The sequence below is a fragment of the Micromonospora sp. NPDC023888 genome (genome assembly GCF_040639415.1).
GTDB lineage: Bacteria > Actinomycetota > Actinomycetes > Mycobacteriales > Micromonosporaceae > Micromonospora.
In genome coordinates this window covers 30427-49258 of the sequence record NZ_JBEZZW010000021.1, presented here as the reverse complement: position 1 = coordinate 49258, position 18832 = coordinate 30427, and the positions used below count along the sequence as shown (strand labels likewise).

Genomic DNA, 18832 nt, shown 5'->3' with positions numbered 1-18832 from the left:
TCGTCACGCTCCGGCGGAAGCCACGGGGTCCGCTGTCTCGTCACGACGGGCGGTCAGCGTCATCAGGTAGCCCACAAGCGCGTCGATGGTGGGGTACAGCCGGGCGGCGCCGAGGTCGACCTCCTGCTGGATGCGGTCCTCGATGTCGCTCACCACGCTGAGGGCGTACACCGAATCGACGCCGTACTCGGCCAGGTCCACGTCGGGTCGGATGGTCTCCGGGCCCCGGTCGAGGTAGAAGGCCACCCGTTCGGTGAGCCAGCTCCTCAGCTCCGCCGCCGAGTCCCCGTGCACAAAGTCAATCACTGCCACTCCCATCAATCAGCACCGACAGAGCCGACCCCGGCCTGCGCGCCGAACCGCCCGGGGCGGGCCGGCGGCGACCGGACGAACCTCGGCGTACCACGTCGTCAACTCGCAGGCGGTGAGACGTTCGCGCACAAGCGAGCGACGCACCTTGCCACTGGTCGTGGCGTGGGGGATGACGGCTGGCGCGCCGGCGCGCCGTCTCGACCACGGCCCGACCGATCGCACCGTCGCGGAACCCTCCCCCCGGCACCGGACGGCCGCCCTCTCAGACGGCGTCCCCAACGTAACGGAGCCGGCTAATACGCGGCTTAGCGAGAAGCTGCACGGCCCTATCCCGCCGTTGACTCGTCATCGCGAAGCCCTGCCCGCCCGGCTAGCCTGATCGCCTTGGTCACTGATCAATGCGGGGGTCCGTCGTGGCACACCGATACGCCGCTCTCGACATCGCAGCCGAGCTTGACCTGCTGCTCGGTGACCCGATGGCGGAGGGCGCGCCGTTCTCGTTCGAACGGATCGTCGAGGCGGAGGAGCGCGACGCCCTCCCGGACGGCGCCGTCGACGTCCTACGGGACTGGGGCTTCGCCGAGTTCCTGGTCCCCACCGCCCTCGGCGGCCGGCTGCGCTCCCTCGACGAGTTGCTCTTCGTCGCCCGGGCCGTCTCCCGGCGTTCGCTCGCCTTCGCGGTGATGTACGGTTCCGCGCTGCTCGGCGCGAACCCGGTCTGGCTGTGGGGCGACGACGACCAGCGCGGACGACTGGCCAAGGAGATCGTCGGCGGTGCCCTGAGCGCGTTCGCCGTCTCCGAGGCCGACCACGGCAGTGACCTGCTCGCGTCCTCCGTGGCCGCCGAGCCCGTCGCGGGCGGCTTCGTGCTGACCGGGCAGAAGTGGCCGGTCGGCAACGCCACCCGGGCCCGGTTCCTGACGACCTGCGCCCGTACCGGCCCCCGCAGCTTCTCCCTACTGCTCGTCGACAAGCAGGAGCTGAGCCGCGACAGCTTCCAGGAGCTGCCCTTCGTCCGGACCGTCGGGCTGCGCGGCCACGACCTCAGCGGCATCAGCTTCGACGGGTCGTTCGTCCCGGCCACCGCAGCGATCGGCAACCAGGGCATCGCCGTGGTCCAGGTGTTGAAGGCGCTCCAGATCACCCGCGCCGCGATCCCGGCGATGTCGCTCGGCACGATGGACTCGGCGCTGCGGCTCGCCCTGACCTACAGCCACGAACGACGCCTCTACGGGGCGCCCATCGCGGACCTGCCGGTCATCCACGACCACCTCGTGCGCGGTCACGTCGATCTCCTGATCGCCGAGTGCGTCTCGGTCGGCGCGGCCCGCGCCCTGACCCTGGCACCGCAACGGCTCAGCCTCTGGTCGTCGGTGGCGAAGTACCTGGTGCCGGTCATCGGCGACGAGACGGTGCTCAGCATGGCCACGGTCCTCGGCGCCCGCAGCTACCTGCGGGAGGGCGTCGCCCACGGTGTCTTCCAGAAGCTCCAGCGCGACCACGCGATCGCGGCGATCTTCGAGGGGACCACCCACGTCAACCTGCACGGCATCGCCGGGCAGATGCCCTTCATCGCCGCGCGCCGCCACGAGCAGAGCGACCCCGGGCAGCTCGACGAGCTGTTCGACACCCTCTTCTCCTGGCACTCCGACGCGCCGACGTGGCAACCGGCCGGCGCTGACCTGCGGCTGACGAACGAGGGACGCGACGAGCTGACCCAGGGCTGGCCCCGGCTGGTCCAGCGCGTCGAGGCGGCCTGCGTCCGCCCGGACCGGCCCCCGTTCGCCGACGACTTGCTGGCGACCGTGGCGCACCTGTCGCGGATCCACGAGGAGACGTACGCCTCCGTCACGCAGTGGGACGCCCGGTCGCTTGTCGCCATGCGCGCGGCGAACACGCACTGTCTGCTGCACGCCGCGTCGGCCTGCGTGGCGACCTGGTTGGCCAACCGCGAGACGTTCGGCGGGGCCTTCGCCGACGGCGGCTGGCTGCTGTTGTCCCTGCAGCGGCTGCTCGCGCGGCTCGGCGAACGCGTCGACCTCGCCGAGCAGCCGGCCCGGGAGCTGCTCGGGTCCGCTGTCCGCGCGGCCCAGGCGTGGCCCTCGTACTTCTCCATCCGCTGCCTCGGCAGTGGTCCAGCCGCTGACTGATCACGACGGAGGACATCCCTTGCTCAACGAGGCATTGCGGCCAGTCGTCTCGCCGATTGCCCGCGCCCTGTACCGACCGCTGATCGAGGGTGCCGAGAACGTACCGCGGCGAGGGCCGGTCATCCTCGCCGCGAACCATCTCTCCTTCGCCGAGAACTGGCTCATCCCGATCGCGACCCCGCGGTCGGTCCGCTACCTCGTCAAGATCGAGTATTTGCGGACGCCGTCGCTCGGCGGTCGGATGGCCGGTTGGTTCTTCAGCGAACTCGGGTTCGTCGGCGTGCAGCGTGGCGGCCCGCGCGACGCCACGTCGTCGTCGCTGGAGGCGGCGATGGGCGTGCTCCGGGCCGGCCAAGCGTTCGCCATCTACCCCGAGGGCACCCGGTCGCTCGACGGCCGGCTGTACCGGGGGAAGACCGGTGTGGCACGACTGACGCTCGCCACCGGCGCCCCGGTCGTACCGATCGGTGTCATCGGCACCGAGGTGATGCAGCCCGTCGGGGTCCGCGTGCCCCGACGGCGTCCGGTGACGGTCCGCTTCGGCACGCCGATGACCTTCGACGAGTATCGCGACTCGCAGGACCCGGCCGACTGGCGCACGGTGACCGACAAGATCATGCTGGCCATCTCGGAACTGTCCGGCCAGGAGTACGTGGACGAGTACCAGAAGCGCTGAGTGGGGGAGGGCGGCGGCGGGCCGAGCCCACCGCCGCCCTCCCCGGTCAGCGCCCGGTCCCCGACGGCTGGGCCGGCACCACGTCGGCGACGGGCCGCTCGTCGACCGTCGACGCCTGCTCGACCGCCGACCCCGGGTCGGCTGTCGAACCCGCGTCGACAAGGGGCTCCGCCAGCACCTCGGGATCGTTGTGTCGCTCCGGGCCGGGCGTGCGGACCGCCTCCTTCACCGTCGCCGGTTTCGGGCGTAGGAGTCGGGCCGCGGGCAGCTCGACGAAGCGGTAGCACAGCCACGCGACAGCGGTGCAGAGCGCGAAGAGGCAGACGATGGTCGCCAACTCGACCGGCAGCGGCGGACGCTGCGTCGACGAACCGATCACGCCGGCCGCCACCAGCAGATCCGTCACCACCGGGCCGAGCGGCAGGAACACCAGCAGGTGCGTGAGGTAGAAGCTGTACGAGATCTCCCCGAACCAGACGAGCGGCCTCGCGTGCAGGACCGATCGGCGGCCGTTGGCGTCGGCCGTGGCCAGGGCGGCGAGCAGGATGGCGACCGGGATCAGCAGCGCGCCCACCCGCTGGACGCGTTCGGGGAGCAGCAGCGTCACCGAGAAGGCCGCCGCCAGGATGGCGAGACAGCCCGTCACACCGGGGCCGCGCCAGGTGCCGCGGCGCAGGAGCAGACCCACCGCCACGCCGACGGTGAAGTCCAACGCGCGGTGCAGCGGCAGCACCATGGTGAACCAGTACGCGAAGTCCCCGCCGCTCGGAGCCGTGTCGAAGAACGGCGGCCCGGCGTCCTTGACCAGGAACATGTCGCCCACCAGGAACGGCAGCGTGCAGGCGAGCACTGTGGCCACGACGATGACCCGACGCAGGGCCCGGTCCCCGAGCGGCACCAGTGCGGCGAAGAGCACCGGGAAGATGAGGTAGAAGAACGCCTCCGCGCTCAACGACCACGACACCGGGTTGAGCCCGTAGATGACACTCTGCTGCGGCACCCAGCCCTGCACCATGAACATGTTCGACAGTACGTTCTTCCAACCGGGCGGCATGCCCAGCACCACGAGCACCAGGGCCGCGACGGCAGTGGTGGTCGCGTAGATCGGGTAGATCCGCGACACCCGGCGGCGCCAGAAGACCCGGGCGGTGTCGCCGTCCCGGACGACCCAGGTGAGCACGATGCCACTCATCAGGAAGAACGCGTTCATGCCGCCGAACGAGACCACGGCGACCCACTCCGGGATGGCGTGGGCCACGAACTCGATCCCGCCGCCCTCGACGGCGACGAGTTGCAGCGCCGTGTAGTGGACCATGAACGCCATCGCGGCGAGGACGCCGCGCAGCGCGGTCAGCGAGTCCAGCCGCACGACAGTCGTGCCGCGGGCGGCCTTCGCCATCCCCGCCGCCGCGTTCGGCGCGTCGGTGACCGCGCTGCTCACTGACGGACCTTCGCCATCCGGGAGCCCATCAGCTCCGCGAAGTTGCCGGCGAAGAAGCGGTCCTTGACCGTCTCGTCGACGCCGGCGAGGAACTTCTCCGCCGCGCCGAGCGGATCGGTGCCGCCCTCGGTGTGCGGGAAGTCGGTGCCGAACATGAACAGGTCCGGGCCGGCCTGCTCGATGAGCCAGTCCAGGGGCTCGACGAAGAAGGCGGTGAACTTCACCTGCCGCCGGACGAAGTCGGACGGACGCATCGACAACGCCCGCAGGTCGGGCTCGGTGCGGCCGAACGCCATCTGCGAGATGTCCAACTGCTTCATCCAGGGCGCCACCCACAGGCCGCCCTGCTCGATGCAACCGCAGCGCAGCGTCGGGAAGCGGTCGAAGACGCCGTCGAGCACCAGCATCGTCAGGAACGTCTGCGGCGGGACGTGCATCCCCATGTAGTCCTTGGACCGGATGTTCTCGCCACCGCCGAGGAAGTCCGCCGGCGGGGTCCGCCCGTTGTTGCGGTACGCGTCCGGCACCAGGGCGCCGCCCGTGCAGACGTGCAGGAAGAACGGCATGTCGGCGTCCTGGAGGGTGGCCCAGAAGCGGTCGTACGCGGGATGCGCCGGGGAGAACTCCGGCGGTGCGACGGAGGGCACGATGACCCCGTCGCAGCCCAACTCGATCGCCGCCTCCAACTCGGCGACGCTGCGCTCCGGGTCGGCGAGGGGCACGAAACCGACGGGCAGCAGCCGCCGGTCCACCGAACACCAGTCGACGATGGCCCGGTTGAGGGCGCGACTGCCCCCGTACATCAGCTCGGGATGGTCGTAGTACCAGAATTGCTCGCTGGCGACCGTGCTGAAGACCAACTGTGCCGAGAATCCGAGCAGGTCCAGGGCGCGGCTGCGTTCGCCCGCGTCGGTGCCGCCGAAGCTCTCCCAGCCCTTCATGGTCATCAGGGTCTGCTCGGCGGACGCGCGGCGGTCCTGGTCCTCGTAGCGCTGCCGGATGTCGGTCTCGGCGGTGCGGGCCCGCTGCACCTTGTCCGCACCGAAGGAACGGAGCAGCTCGCGTACCGAGGGCTCGGCGTACTCGGTGAGCCAGCCTTCCCGCTCCATCACATGGCTGTCGGCGTCGTAGTAGACCCGACCTTCTGCGTACGGCATCCGGCACTCTCCTTCAACTCGAACTCGCGGTGGACGTTAGATCGGATCGGCACCCTTCGGCGTGTGTGCGCAACGCAGCGGCTGCGGCCGTGTTAGCGACCGGTTAGCAGGGGGACCGGCAGGGCGGCCGGCACGGACTGGAACGTCGCCTCCGTCCGCATCCCCAGGAAGTCGCCGTCGACCTGGACGGCGATCGGCCGGATCGACAGCATCGTCAGTCGCTGCTGGTCCTCGGCGGTCACCACGTCCGGCCCGGACAGCGGCACCTGGGCGGTCATCATCTGCCGCACCACCCGCATCGTCGCCAGCGTGCGAAGCGACGTCAGGCCGAGGACGTCGAGCCCTCTGTCGAACGAGGCCGTGGGGGCCGGCGCCACGGCCCGCTTCCCGAGGTAGGTCCATGGCGCCGAGTTGCAGACGAACGCCATGAAGATGGCCTCCCCGTGGGCGCCGCCGGCCCCGTCGAAGGTCAGCGCCGGATGCCGGCGGTCGGTCCGCAGGTGCTGCCGCACCAGCAGGGTGAGGTAGGCGGCGGCGGGCATCCGCGGTGGGCGGACGCCGACGCCGAAACGCAACTGCTCGGCTTCCCGGACGATCTCGGCGTCGAGCCCGAGTGAGCACACGAAGGCGAACCAACGGTCCCCGACGAGGCCGAGGCCCAGCCGTCGACTGCCACCCGCGCTCACGGCGTCCCGCACCAGACGGGCCGCCTCGCCGAGCTGGTTGGGTAGGCCGATCGACCGGGCGAAGACATTCGTGCCGCCGGCGGGCAACGGAGCGAAGACCGGCACGTCGTCTGCCACACCGTCGGCCAGTAGCCCGTTGACCGTCTCGTTCGCCGATCCGTCGCCGGAGGCGGTGAGCACCACGTCGTACCCCTCGCGGCGCGCCGTACGGGCCAGTTCGGCCGCGTGCCCCCGCCGCGCGGTGTCCACCACGTCGAGCCGCAGTCCGCCGAGGATGTCGGTGAGCTCGTCGCGGGCACCGGGATTCATCCGCGTGGCCCGCGGATTGACGATCAGCAGGCACCGGGGCGGCATGATCGGGTGACCTCCTTCTGCGCCGGCAGGCAGGTTGCTGGCGAGGCGCCACTGTAGACCGCCGGTGCGTGCTCGGCGTGGCGGTGAAGTGAGCCGTTAGCGGGCCGTTGTGACCGCGTCAGCGGCGGGTTTGCCGATGACTGTCCGGGCTCGGGAAGGTCGCTAAAATCCTGCTAAACCCCTGCCTTCAGGCCGGTGTCGGCGCCCCGGTCGAGCGGTCCGACCCGTGCAATCATCGGCACCTCTGCCGCCGCGAGACGAAGGACGGGTCGCATGGCGATTGGCATCATCGATATGGGGTCCCACGTCCCTGACCGCGTCGTGACAAACGACGACATCTGTGCCTGGAGCGGCGCCACCCACGACTGGATCACCAACCTGACCGGCATCGAGGAGCGCCGGTACGCGGAGCCTGAGCAGACCACCTCGGACCTCGCGGTCCTCGCCGCGGCGCCCCTGGTCGCCGACCCCGCCGTCCAGGAACGGCTGGCCTGGCTGTTCCTCAGCACCAACTCGCCGGACCAGCCCTCCCCGGCGACGGCCGCCGTGGTGCAGGCGAAGCTGGGTCTGCCCGCGCTGCCGGCGTTCGACGTCGGCGTGGCCTGCGCCGGGGTGATCTTCCACATGGCCCTCGCGAACGCGCTGATGCGCGACGACGCCGGGCAGGTCGCGCTGGCGATCGGCGCTGACAAGGTGTCCTCCATCGTGGACCGCACGGATCGACGCACCGTCGCGCTCTTCGGAGACGGCGCCGCGGCGCTGCTGCTCGGCTCGGTGCCCGACGGCTACGGGATCCGCAGCACCACGCTGCTCACCGACGGCGCCCGCTGGGAGAACATCGGCATCTACGCGGGCGGCGCCCGGCTGCCGCTGACGCCGGAACGGTACGCCGAGGGCGGCCAGTTCACCCGGATGGACGGGCGGGCGGTCGCGGCGTTCGTCCTGCAGACGCTGCCCAAGGTGATCGATTCGGCGCTGGAGAAGGCCGGCCTGGGCCTGCACGACATCGACCGGTTCGTCTTCCACCAGGCGAACGGGCGCCTGCTCGCCGGGCTCGGCAAGAAGCTCGGCATCGACCCGGACCGGGTGCCGACGACGGTGAGCAGATTCGGCAACTCCGGTGTCGCGTCCCTGCCCGTCACGCTTGTGCAGGCCCACCGGGAGCGCCCGTTCCAGCGTGGCGAGAAGCTGCTGCTCGCCGCGGTGGGGGCGGGGATGACCGCCGGCGCCGCCGTCGTCACCTGGTACTGATGGTTCGAGAGGCTGCGGAGACCGGATGCGTCTGAAGGGCAAGAACGCCGTCGTCACCGGCGGGAACCGCGGGCTGGGCCGGGCCATCGCCCGGCACTTCCTGGCCGAGGGCGCGACAGTCACCTGCGCCTCCCGCACCGGCAAGGGCTGGGAGGAGCTGCACCAGGATGCCCCCGACCGGTCGTTCCACCTGCCGGTCGAGGTCAGCGATCCGGCGTCGGTCGAGCAACTCGTCACGACCGCCGCGGAGCTGATGGGCAGCATCGACATCCTGGTCGCCAACGCCGCCGTGCGGCACGACGGTCGGATCGAGCGGTTGGCGCCCGAGGCCTGGACGGAGACGCTGACGGTCAGTCTCACCGGGGTGTTCCTCTGCACCCGCGCCGTCGTCCCGCTGATGGCCGCCAACGGCGGCGGTTGCATCATCAACATCTCGTCCGGCCTGGCCACCCGGGTTGCCGTCGGCACGGCGGCGTACAGCGCGGCCAAGGCCGGCGTCGAGTCGTTCACCCGGACCAGCGCCATCGAACTCGGTCCGAAGGGCATCAAGGTCAACTGCATCTCGCCGGGGCTGATCGACAGCGGGATGAGCGAGGCCCTGCGGCCGAACGTCGCGCTCTGGGAGATGTACACGAAACGCATCGCCATGGGCCGCGCCGGCCACGAGGACGAGGTCGCCAGCACGGCGGTCTTCCTCGCCTCGGACGAGAGCTCGTACGTGAACGGACATGTGCTCGAAGTGAATGGAGGACTGCTATGGGCGTGAGGCCCTTCCGGTTCGGTGTGAGCCTGCACCACAACTGCGGCGCCGAGGAGTGGGCGAAGAAGTGTCGCCGGGCGGAGGAGCTGGGCTACGACGTCATTCTCATTCCCGACCATCTCCACATGCCCGCGCCGTTCCCGTCCATCGTCGCGGCCGCGTCGGCGACCGAGCGGGTGATGTTCGGGACGTTCGTCCTGAACGCCGCCTTCTGGAACCCGCGTTTGTTGGAGCGGGAGATCGCCACCACGCACCGGCTCACCGGAGGGCGGCTGGAGGTCGGCGTCGGCACCGGCTACGCGAAGGCCGAGTTCGACGAGGCGGAGATCCCCTTCGAGTCACCCGGTCGGCGGGTACGGCAACTCGACACGGTGGTCCAGCGACTGACGGCGTCGTTCGCCGACCCGGCACAGTGGTCGGACTGCACCTCGGCCCCTCGACTGATGATCGGTGGCAGCGGCGACAAGGTGCTCGGCATCGCCGCCCGACACGCCGACATCGTCGGCCTCAGCCCGGTGGTCCGGGTCGACACCCCGGAGAAGTGGCGGGCGCTCCCCGCCGAGACGGTCGAGGAACGCGCCAGGTATCTGCGGACGCAGGCCGGTGACCGCTACGGCGACATCGAGGTCAACCTCATGATCCCCGCGGTGGTGCTGGCCGACGACCGGCAGGCCGCCGCCGCCTTCGCCCAGCAGACCCGGACGCCGTACCTCACAGTGGAGCAGGTCCTGGACGCTCCGGCGGGCCTGATCGGTACGCCTGAGGAGATCGCCGACCAACTGGTCCAGCGCCGGGAGCGTTACGGGGTCTCGTACATCACCGTCCACGAGGAGTTCATGGAGCCGCTCGCCGCGGCCATGGCCGTCCTGGAGGGCCGAACCAGTTGACCCCGCTTCGCGGGAATCCCCGCTTCATCCTCCTGGCGGTGTCGCTCGCGTCGTTCATGACCTCGCTCGACATGACGATTATCAACATCGCCATGCCGAGCGTGGTCCGCGACCTCGACGCCTCGCTGACCACAGTGGCGTGGGTGGCGAACGCCTACCTCATCGTGGTGGCGGTGCTTGTCATCGTGACCGGCCGGCTGGGCGACCTGTACGGACCCCGCCGGCTGTTCGTCATGGGTTCGGTGCTGTTCACAGTCGCCTCGGCGGCGTGCGGGCTCGCGCAGAGCGAGGGCCAGCTCATCGCCGCCCGGGCGTTCCAGGGTCTGGGCGCCGCCCTGATGTACCCGCAGTCGATGTCGATCATCGTGGCGACGTTCCCGCCGCAGCGTCGCGGTGGGGCGCTGGGCCTGTGGACGGCGGTCTCGGCGCTGGCCTCGATCCTCGGGCCGGTGATCGGAGGCACCCTCACCAGCGCCCTGAGCTGGCGATACGTCTTCTTCCTCAACCTCCCGGTGGGGTTGATCATGATCGTGCTCTGCCTGGCGGCCGTGCCGCCGCTGGAACGCGGCAGGCGACAACCGCTGCACCTGCTGGCCGTCGTCCTCAGCACGGCCGCGCTTGTCTGCCTCACCTTCGGGCTGGTGGAGGGCGACCGGTTCGGGTGGGGGGTGATCTGGGGGCCGCTGAGCATTCCACTGCTGTTGGTGCTGAGCGTCGTCCTGGCGGCGGGGTTCGTCGTGCTCCAGAAGAGGCGCCAGGACCGCACCCCGTTGGTGCCGTTCGAGCTGTTCGAGCTGACCAACTTCCGACTCATGATCATCGTGACCACGATCCTGTCGATCGGCATCGTGGGGACCTCCGTACCGTTGTCGCTGTACGTACAGGCCGCCCTGGGCTACAGCCCGATGAAGGTCGGGCTCGTCATGACCCCGATGTTCCTCAGCATGGCGTTCGTCGCCCCCTTCGCCGGCAGGCTCAGTGACCGGCTCAGCGGCCGGTACGTGCTGATGACCGGGCTCAGCCTCTACGCCGTGGGAATGGCACTTGTGGTTTGGGTCGCGAACGACGCGACGCCCTGGCAGTACTTCGTCCCCGGCCTCGTCGTGGCCGGTGTCGGCGCTGGCTGCACGTTCGCCCCGATGAACTCCATCGCGATGCACGACGTGCAACCACCGCAGGCGGGAGCCGCGGCCGCGTTGATGATGACCGCCCGCCAGCTCGCCTCGGTCTTCGCCGCCGCGGTGCCCATCGCCCTGCTCCAGGGCCAGCTCGTGCGGCGGATGCCGGAGGAGGCAGGCGCGCTGGCACCGACCCTGCCGGCCGGTGTGGGCGAGCCGTTCGTGTCGGCCTTCCGCCAGGTGTCGGCGGCCGGCCCGGATGAGACGGTGGGCGAGGTGGTGACCGCGGTTCGGCGCAGCGGAGCGTCACCGGAGGCCGTCGAGGCGGCCGGCCGGGCGGCGCACACCGTGTACACCCACAGCTTCGTGACGGCGCTACGGCCGACGTTGCTGGTGCCGATCGCGTTGCTGCTCGTCGGCGTCGTGTTCGCGTCCCGGGTGGTGCCCACCGGGCGAACGGCGTCCGCCGCACCGGACGCGGTCGATCGCGCCGGCGGCGACGAGGCCGACGCGCTGCCACGGCCGGTAAGCTGATCAATGTTGTCGGGTCGACGCGGCGGGTGTGATCGGAGGCGGGAATGATCTACTGGGCACTCAAGTACACGGTCGGCTCGGCCGTGAAGTTGGTCTACCGGCCCGAGGTGGTGGGCCGCGAGAACCTGCCGGAGACCGGTCCTGCCCTGCTTGTCGGAAACCACCCCTCCTTCTCGGATTCGGTGTTCCTCTCGGCGGTCATGCGCCGCAAGGTCGTCTACATCGCGAAACTGGAATACTTCACGGGCCGTGGGCTCAAGGGCCGGCTGCGGCGGATGGTGATCAGTGGGATGGGAAACATCCCGGTCGACCGCGCTGGCGGGCGCAAGGCCGCCTCGTCGCTCGGCACCGCCCAGGAGGTGCTTGAGCAGGGCGGCCTGGTCTGCATGTACCCGGAGGGGACGCGGCCACCCGACAACCGGCTCTACCGGGGCAAGACCGGGGCGGCCCGCATCGCACTCGCCACCGGCGTGCCGGTCATCCCGGTCGCCATGCTCAACACCTACGAGATCCAGCCCCCGGGAAAGCTGATCCCGAAGGTCATGAAGGCCAGGATGGCCGTCGGTACCCCCATCGACCTGACGCCATATCGGGGCCTCTCGGCAAGCGCCGCCGCACGGGCCCTGACCGACGAGATCATGCGACGGCTCCAGGCCCTGTCCGGTCAGGACTACGTGCACATGTACGCGCAGGCCGCCCGGCAGGAGTTCGACCGGGGGGTGCGACCGCCGGCCTGCCCGGAGGGCCCCCCGGCGCCGGGGATCGCCGTCACGACGCCGGCGGGTGACGCCGCCGTCAACTGACCGGGCCCGACGCCCTGTCCTCCCGGGAGAGGTGACCACCCGTCCAGGTCACGGTGGTCAACCGTGCCCCGAGCAGTCGCCGCGCGCGGGCCACCTGACGCGCGCTCGCGTTGACAAGCACCGCCCGTTCCGCGCCGGCAAGGACCGGCAGGTCGGACAGTGAGTCGCTGTATGCCACCCGCCAGGGCGGAGTCACCCCCTGGGCGGCCAGCTCCACCACCTTGGTCGCCCCGTAGTTGTGCACGATCAGCTTCGGCCCGCGAATGTGCGAGGCGACCAGCTCGACCTCGGCGAGGCCGATCGCGTCGAGCACCGCGCGCGCCAGGGTGTGCTCGCAGCCGGTGACCACGACGACCCGGTCGCCCGCGTCGAGGTGGGCACGGATCATCCGCAGACCGGGCGCGATGATCCGCTCGGGCTCGTCGCCGAGGTCCGCGCCGAAACGCCCAAGTTCCGCTCGGAGCTGTTCGGCGCTGCGGCCCAACAACCCGATCCGACTCATCCACCACGCCGCCCGCGGACGGTAGGCGGGAAGGGCCACCATGGGCGCGAGGAGGACAGCGAGGATGACGGCGAGCGGCAGTCGAGCACCCGCGAAGACAATGCGTCGCATGAAAAGCCCGAATGCGTCGCCGCGCAGCAGTACGCCGTCGAAATCGAAGATGACGGTGTCGGCGGAGGGCGCCCTCATCGGTCTATCGGCTCCGGGGCCACAGGTCGTTCGACATGCGGCGAGTCTACTGGAGCGCGTTTACGACTAACGGCTGGATCGCTTTCCGCTCGCTGAAGCGACAGTTTCCTTCTCCTGCTGTGGGGCTGGCGGTCGCGATGTGCCGCAGGATAAGGAGGGCCGGCGTGATCGTGGCGGCGCGGCCTGCGGAGCCGGGCGTGCGCGAGCCCGGCCGCCGGGTTCAGGCCGAGGATCTGCCGCCCGGTCGGCCCTGGGTCAGCTCCGTACGCAACACGTCGAACGCGTCGTTGATGAGCTGACGCAGGTCGCCGTCGCCGTCGCTGTCCGCCCAGTACCGGATGGCCTCGGTCGTGGCCGCCAGCGCCGCCGCCACCAGGACCCGCAGGCGAAGCTCGTCGCCGGGATCGCTGCCGGCGGCCGTCAGGGCCTGGATGAGGAGCTTCTGGTCGGCGTCGCGGCGTTGGCCGGTGCCGGCCCGCAGCGCGGGTGTCCGGTGAACGAGCCTCAGGCGGGACAGCAGCACCTCGCGGTCGCTGTCGTACAGGTGGTGGAGCCCGTTCGTGAGAGCGTGTCGAATCTTGTCGATCGCGGGCTCGTCGGCCGGCCGCTCGGCGATCAGGTCGGCGATCATCGGGTCGTAGTCGTCCTGGAGGGCTGCGTCCTCCTTCGTGGGGAAATAGCGGAAGAACGTCATGTGCGATACGCCGGCGGCGGCGGCGATTTCCTCGACCGTCGTAGCGTCGAAACCCTTCTCCAGAAACAGCCGTAAGGCATTCGTCTGAAGAAGGGCTCGGGTGCGTTCTCTTTTCTCCCGACGCCAGTCGGAGCCCGCGGCTCGGGGGAGGTCGGCTCTGCTCACAGTGGGTTCAATCCGCGCGGAGGCATCTGACTACTGTGGCAGCCTAGCCCTTGCTCGGCGCGGCAGTGGTTACCCCGGCGTCGTCCGCGGCCACCGCCGCAGGCGAATCGCCGTTCGGTAGGAACGCCAGGCACAGCACGGCACCGGCCACGGCGAGGCCGAAGCAGCACCACATGACCATCGACATTCCGTCGACGTACGCCTGGTGGGCGGTTCGCAGCAGCCCGGCGCCGGAGGGTCCCAGGGTCTCGGCGACAGCGGCCGCGCCGAACAGCGACTGCCGCACCGTGTCGGCCGCGGCGGCCGGCAGCCCGCCGAGCGCCGGATCGAGATCTCTTTGGTAGACGCCGGACAGCACACTGCCCATCGCGGCCACCGCCACGGCGCTACCGACCTGGCGCAGCGTGTTGACCACCGCCGAGCCGCTGCCCGCGCCACCGTCGCCCACCGAGCCAACCGCCGCCGCCAACGAGGTGGCCATCACCGCGCCGACGCCGAACCCGCAGCCGGCCAGGCCGACCGCCAGCCACACGTACGCGGTGTCCTCGTCGACCCGCGCGAGCAGGAGCAGCCCGGCGCCCATCACCACCAGGCCGCTGATCACGATGCCCTTCCCGCCGAAGGTGCGGTCCAGGATGGTGGCCAGGGCGCCGGCCACCAGCAGACCGGCCATCATCGGGATGATCCGTAGGCCGGTCCCGAGCGAGTCGAAGCCCCGCACCGCCTGAAGGTAGAGCGGCACGACGAAGATCACTCCGGCGAGCGCGAACGCGACGATCATGATGGCGACCGTGTTCCAGGTGAACTGAGGCTTACGGAAGAGCGGTAGGTCCATCAGCGGGTGCGCGACACGGCGCTCCCAGGCCACGAATGCCGCGCCCGCGATCACCGCGGCGATCAGCAGGGCGACGGTCAGGCCGTCCGACCAGCCCGACTCGGGGCCCCGGATGACGCCGTAGACAAGCGTGACAGTGGCGACGACGGCGAAGAGGCCACCCACGATGTCCAGCGGGTGCCGCGTGTCGCCGCGCGACTCGTCGATCAGCAGCAGGCCGGCCACGAAGGCGATCGCCAGGATCGGCACGTTGATCCAGAAGACCGAAGACCACGAGTAGCGCTGGAGCAGGGCGCCGCCGACGATCGGTCCGCACGGCATCCCCGCGCCGACCGCGGCGGTGAAGACCGCCATGGCCCGGGTCCGCTCGCGGCCGGAGAAGGTCGTGATGACGAGCGCCGGGGTCAGCGGCAGGATGATCGCGGATCCGACACCCAGCACGGCGCGGGCCGCGATCAGCTGGCCCGCCGTCTCCGACAGCGCGGCCGCGACCGAGGCGAGGAGGAACAGGCCGAGCCCGGCCAACATCACCCTCTTGCGGCCGACGCGGTCGGCGATCGCGCCGAAGGGCAGCATCGCACCGGCGATCGCCAGCGAGTAGGCGTCCACGATCCACTGCAGGTCCGCGGTGCCGGCGTTCAACGACCTCGAGATGCTCGGGAGCGCCACGTTCAGGACCGTGAAGTCGAGACTCAGCACCAGTACGGCCAGGCAGACGGCGACAAGCATCCACCAACGACGGTCAACGTGTGCGCGCATCCCACGACCCCTTAGGTTAGTCACTAACATGTTAGAGGCTAACCTTTTGTGGCGGCCGCGACAAGCAGCGGGGCGTCCCGGTTGTCCACCCGGCGTGCCGCGAGCGCCGTCGGCGAGGGTGCCTATCCCTGCCAGGATGTGGTTACGGCCTGCCGCCGTGCTGACCTGTCAGCTCTGCTGACCATCCGGGTGCCCGCCACCGTCACGCGACGGTGGCGGGCGCTCGGCGTGGATCAGTGGCGCCGCGTACGTCGCGGCGAGCCCCGTGCGTAGGTCGGGACGGACGTCGGCCATACGCTGGCACCCGGAAGAAGGACGTGGCGCTCCGCCCTCGTTTTGGCGGCGCGGCCCGCTCCGTCGCGACTCAGGGCTGGGTAGTGCATGCGCGTCATTGCGGGTAGGACTCCGAAGTACATGGTCATCCGCGACGATCTGATCAAGCGGATCAGCAGCGGCGAGTTCGCTCCCGGCGACGCTCTGCCCGGCCAGCGGCACCTCAGTGAGGAGTACGGCGTCAGTCTCATGACGCTGCGGCAGGCCCTGGACGAGCTGTGTGGCAGGGGAGTGGTGGAACAGTTTCCCGGCAAGGGCACCTACGTCCGGGCGATGCCGGTGCCGTACTCGATGGGTAATCTGCGCAGCCTCGCCGACGACCTGCGCGCGCACGGCATCGAGGTGCGGACCCGGGTGCTCGGCCACGAGATCGTCGCGGTGCCCGACGACATCGCCGCGCGGTCGGGGATCCCCGCGGGCGACGAGGTGCTGAGGCTGGAGCGGGTCCGGGTCGTCCGGGGTGCTCCGCTGATCCACCAGCTCTCCTACCTCCCGCAGCCCTTCGGCAGCCTGCTGCGGGGCGTCGACTTCGAGAAGCACGAGCTGTACGCCGTACTCGCCGAGCGGGCGGGCGCGGTGGCCGTGCAGGCCGAGGAGACGATCTCGCCGGTGCTCATGCCCGAGCGCATCGGCGACCTGCTCGGGCTGCCCGCCGGTGAACCGGCGATGCGGAGCGAGCGGATCACTCGTGACGCCGACCGGCGCACGCTTGTCGTCGACGTCGCCGTCCTCGCCGGGAACAGCGTCGTGATCAGGAACATCCGCGAGGTCAGCGGCCATCAGGTCAGCTACGCGGTAGGCGACGTCGCCGGGATGTCCGGGGCCGTCGGCCCACGACAGGGCTGACGGAGGGGGCCGCGGACCCATCGAAACTGTTCTAGAACTATTTCCCCACAGATCTAGAACACGGGCCTCCGGCGCTGCTATAAAGACCTCATCGTTCTAGAACTGTGAGGGGATGTGTCGTGGATCAGCTCCTGCGCTCCGCCCGCCCAGTCGCCCCTGCCGACCTCCGTCGGCCCTCGGCGCTCGGCAGGTTCGGTGACTACGGCGGACGCTTCGTTCCCGAGTCGCTCGTTCCGGCCTGTGCCGAGGTCGAGCGGGCCTTCACCCACGCCTGGGCGGATCCGCTGTTCCGGGGGGAGCTGGACCACCTGCTCGCCGTCTACGTCGGCCGGCCGACGCCGCTGACGCCCGCGGCGCGACTCTCCGCGGAGCTGGGCGTCAACCTGTTGCTCAAGCGGGAGGATCTCACCCACACCGGCTCCCACAAGATCAACAACGTGCTGGGTCAGGCGCTGCTGGCCCGGCGGATGGGCAAGCGGCGGCTGATCGCCGAGACCGGCGCGGGCCAGCACGGCGTGGCCACCGCCACCGCCGGAGCCCTGTTCGGCATGCCGACCACCGTCCTGATGGGTGCGAAGGACATCGAACGGCAGCAGCTCAACGTCTTCCGGATGAAGATGCTGGGCGCCGAGGTGGTGCCGGTGACCTCCGGCAGCCGCACCCTCAAGGACTCCTGCAGCGAGGCGCTGCGCCACTGGGTCACCTCCGTCGACGACACCTACTACTGCCTCGGCTCCGTGATGGGCCCACACCCGTACCCCTGGATGGTCCGTCAGTTCCAGCGGGTGATCGGTGACGAGGCCCGCGTGCAGTGCGCGGCCGACCTCGTCACCGGCACCCCCGACTACGTCGTGGCCTGCGTCGGCGGCGGATCCAACGCGGCCGGCACGTTCGCCGGCTTCATCGACACCCCGGCCCGGCTGGTCGGTGTCGAGGCGGCCGGTGGTGCCGCGATCAGCGCCGGCACCCCCGGTGTCCTGCACGGCTTCCGCTCCATGGTGCTCCAGGACCAGCACGGGCAGATCAGCGAGGCCCACTCGATCGCCGCCGGTCTGGACTACCCCGGCGTGGGGCCGGAACACGCGTACCTGGCCGAGTCGGGCCGGGCCACCTACGTGACAGTGGACGACGCCGAGGTGCTCGCCGCCACCCACCGGCTGGCCCGCGCGGAGGGCATCCTCTGCGCGCTGGAGTCGGCCCACGCCGTCGCCTGGGTGATCCGGGCCGCCGGTGACGGCACGATCCCCCCGGGCTCGACAGTGCTGCTCACGCTCTCCGGTCGGGGCGACAAGGACATGGCGACCCTGATGGAGCTGTCGTGAACGCACTGGAGACCCGGGCCCGCGCCGCCACGGCAGCCGGCCGCAAGCTGCTCGTGCCGTACGTGACAGGCGGTGTCACCGGGAACTGGACCGACCTGTTGCGGGCTGCCGTGGACGCGGGCGCCGACGCCATCGAGGTGGGCCTCCCGTTCTCCGACCCCGTCCTGGACGGGCCGGTCGTGCAGGAGTCGTCGCACCGGGCGCTGCTGCGGGGCGTGACCACCCGGCAGATCCTCGACGAGGTCACCCGGCTCGCACTGCCCGTGCCGTTGATCGCGTTCACCTACGCCAACCTGGTCCTGCACGACGGCGCCGACCGGTTCTGCGCCGCGCTCGCAGATTGCGGTGTGGACGGTCTGATCGTGCCGGACCTGCCGGTCGACGAGATGGAGCCGGTCTCCACCGCGGCGGCGGGCCGCATGCTCGACCTCGTGTTGCTCGCCTCCCCGGCGACCACCCCGCAGCGCCGCGTCGAGATCGCCACGCGCAGCCGGGGCTTCGTCTACGCGGTCAGTGTCATGGCGACCACCGGCGAGCAGTCGACGTTGGGCGAGGCCGGCGAGCAGTTGGTGACGTCGCTGCGGCAGGCGACGGACCTGCCGGTGCTTCTCGGCTTCGGGATCTCCGGGCCGGGGCAGGCGGCCGAGGCCGGTGGGTACGCCGACGGCGTCGTGGTGGGCTCGGCGCTCATGCGCCGGGTGCTCGACGGGGCCTCGGCGGTGGAGCTCGGTGACTTCCTGACCCAGCTCCGGACGGCGCTGGACACGCCGCGCCCGCCGTACATCTGATGTATGTGTCGTCGGACCGGCATCCGTCGCCATCTTCCCGGTGCCTGGCGTCGCCGGACCGCGCCGGCCCGTCGCGGTCCTCCTCGCGAAGATCCTTGGCCGCAAGGCCTGGCGGTGCGGATTGTACCCGTTAATCGATCGTTGCCTATTGCGTGGCTCCGGAGTAACCTTCGCGAAACACATCAGATGTCTGGCTGACTCGGACCCGGCACCGGCCTGCTCCACGAGGTCCTGGCCGGCCCGAGAAGCGGACCCATCTCGGTTACCACA

18 protein-coding genes are annotated in these 18832 nt (G+C 70.5%); 10 read left to right on the top strand and 8 right to left on the bottom strand.

The genetic code is table 11. From position 1 onward, the window contains the following. Nucleotides 1-3: 3 nt before the first annotated feature. Nucleotides 4-306 carry an acyl carrier protein gene (locus AB0F61_RS19780; RefSeq protein ID WP_357811637.1) on the bottom strand — a complete coding sequence of 101 codons (303 nt, stop codon included), beginning with the start codon at nt 304-306 and terminating at the stop codon, nt 4-6. Between the two features lie 419 nt (nt 307-725). Here AB0F61_RS19780 and AB0F61_RS19775 point away from each other — a divergent pair, with 419 nt between their 5' ends. Next, complete coding sequence (locus tag AB0F61_RS19775) at nt 726-2462, top strand: acyl-CoA dehydrogenase family protein (protein WP_357811635.1); 1737 nt, start codon at nt 726-728, stop codon at nt 2460-2462. A 19-nt stretch (nt 2463-2481) separates the two neighbouring features. Continuing rightward, on the top strand, nt 2482-3138 hold the full coding sequence (locus AB0F61_RS19770; RefSeq protein ID WP_357811633.1) for a lysophospholipid acyltransferase family protein: 657 nt from the start codon (nt 2482-2484) through the stop codon (nt 3136-3138). 46 nt (nt 3139-3184) lie between these two features. On the opposite strand, the gene AB0F61_RS19765 is transcribed toward AB0F61_RS19770, so the two are convergent. From AB0F61_RS19765 to AB0F61_RS19755, 3 genes are all read right to left on the bottom strand, one after another. Then, nucleotides 3185-4579 (bottom strand): acyltransferase, encoded by a 1395-nt coding sequence (locus AB0F61_RS19765; protein WP_357811631.1) that lies wholly within the window; start codon nt 4577-4579, stop codon nt 3185-3187. After that, nucleotides 4576-5736, bottom strand: a complete 1161-nt coding sequence (locus tag AB0F61_RS19760; protein WP_357811629.1) for an amidohydrolase family protein — start codon at nt 5734-5736, stop codon at nt 4576-4578. The genes AB0F61_RS19765 and AB0F61_RS19760 overlap by 4 nt, the downstream gene beginning before the upstream one ends. Before the next feature lie 92 nt (nt 5737-5828). Beyond that, nucleotides 5829-6776 carry a diacylglycerol kinase family protein gene (locus AB0F61_RS19755; RefSeq protein WP_357811627.1) on the bottom strand — a complete coding sequence of 316 codons (948 nt, stop codon included), beginning with the start codon at nt 6774-6776 and terminating at the stop codon, nt 5829-5831. Nucleotides 6777-7049: 273 nt separating this feature from the next. Here AB0F61_RS19755 and AB0F61_RS19750 point away from each other — a divergent pair, with 273 nt between their 5' ends. The 5 genes from AB0F61_RS19750 to AB0F61_RS19730 are packed head-to-tail and all read left to right on the top strand — an operon-like array spanning nt 7050 to nt 12129. Further along, nucleotides 7050-8027, top strand: coding sequence for a ketoacyl-ACP synthase III (locus AB0F61_RS19750; protein ID WP_357811625.1), 978 nt, complete (start codon nt 7050-7052; stop codon nt 8025-8027). A gap of 25 nt (nt 8028-8052) precedes the next feature. Then, a complete protein-coding gene (locus AB0F61_RS19745) occupies nt 8053-8793 on the top strand; it encodes an SDR family oxidoreductase (RefSeq protein WP_357811623.1) in 741 nt (246 codons plus the stop codon). Next, complete coding sequence (locus AB0F61_RS19740; protein WP_357811621.1) at nt 8784-9674, top strand: TIGR03621 family F420-dependent LLM class oxidoreductase; 891 nt, start codon at nt 8784-8786, stop codon at nt 9672-9674. The genes AB0F61_RS19745 and AB0F61_RS19740 overlap by 10 nt, the downstream gene beginning before the upstream one ends. Before the next feature lie 38 nt (nt 9675-9712). Next, the gene (locus tag AB0F61_RS19735) at nt 9713-11326 is read left to right on the top strand and encodes a DHA2 family efflux MFS transporter permease subunit (protein WP_357811619.1); all 1614 of its coding nucleotides are present in this window, start codon (nt 9713-9715) and stop codon (nt 11324-11326) included. A 44-nt stretch (nt 11327-11370) separates the two neighbouring features. After that, nucleotides 11371-12129 carry a lysophospholipid acyltransferase family protein gene (locus AB0F61_RS19730; RefSeq protein WP_357811617.1) on the top strand — a complete coding sequence of 253 codons (759 nt, stop codon included), beginning with the start codon at nt 11371-11373 and terminating at the stop codon, nt 12127-12129. Here the strand turns inward: AB0F61_RS19730 and AB0F61_RS19725 are convergent. The 4 genes from AB0F61_RS19725 to AB0F61_RS19710 all read right to left on the bottom strand — a co-directional run bounded on the left by AB0F61_RS19725 (nt 12122) and on the right by AB0F61_RS19710 (nt 15567). Continuing rightward, the gene (locus AB0F61_RS19725) at nt 12122-12820 is read right to left on the bottom strand and encodes a haloacid dehalogenase-like hydrolase (protein ID WP_357811614.1); all 699 of its coding nucleotides are present in this window, start codon (nt 12818-12820) and stop codon (nt 12122-12124) included. The two genes, AB0F61_RS19730 and AB0F61_RS19725, sit on opposite strands and share 8 nt — an antisense overlap. Before the next feature lie 220 nt (nt 12821-13040). Further along, nucleotides 13041-13679, bottom strand: coding sequence for a TetR family transcriptional regulator (locus AB0F61_RS19720; protein ID WP_357811612.1), 639 nt, complete (start codon nt 13677-13679; stop codon nt 13041-13043). A gap of 43 nt (nt 13680-13722) precedes the next feature. Continuing rightward, nucleotides 13723-15273: an MFS transporter gene (locus AB0F61_RS19715; protein WP_357811610.1), complete on the bottom strand. Its 1551-nt coding sequence runs from the start codon at nt 15271-15273 to the stop codon at nt 13723-13725. Between the two features lie 168 nt (nt 15274-15441). After that, nucleotides 15442-15567: a hypothetical protein gene (locus AB0F61_RS19710; protein ID WP_357811608.1), complete on the bottom strand. Its 126-nt coding sequence runs from the start codon at nt 15565-15567 to the stop codon at nt 15442-15444. 120 nt (nt 15568-15687) lie between these two features. Here AB0F61_RS19710 and AB0F61_RS19705 point away from each other — a divergent pair, with 120 nt between their 5' ends. From AB0F61_RS19705 to trpA, 3 genes are all read left to right on the top strand, one after another. After that, complete coding sequence (locus tag AB0F61_RS19705; protein ID WP_357811606.1) at nt 15688-16452, top strand: GntR family transcriptional regulator; 765 nt, start codon at nt 15688-15690, stop codon at nt 16450-16452. 131 nt (nt 16453-16583) lie between these two features. After that, nucleotides 16584-17774 (top strand): tryptophan synthase subunit beta, encoded by a 1191-nt coding sequence (gene trpB, locus AB0F61_RS19700; protein ID WP_357811767.1) that lies wholly within the window; start codon nt 16584-16586, stop codon nt 17772-17774. Further along, nucleotides 17771-18562: a tryptophan synthase subunit alpha gene (trpA, locus tag AB0F61_RS19695; RefSeq protein ID WP_357811603.1), complete on the top strand. Its 792-nt coding sequence runs from the start codon at nt 17771-17773 to the stop codon at nt 18560-18562. The genes trpB and trpA overlap by 4 nt, the downstream gene beginning before the upstream one ends. Nucleotides 18563-18832: the final 270 nt, after the last annotated feature.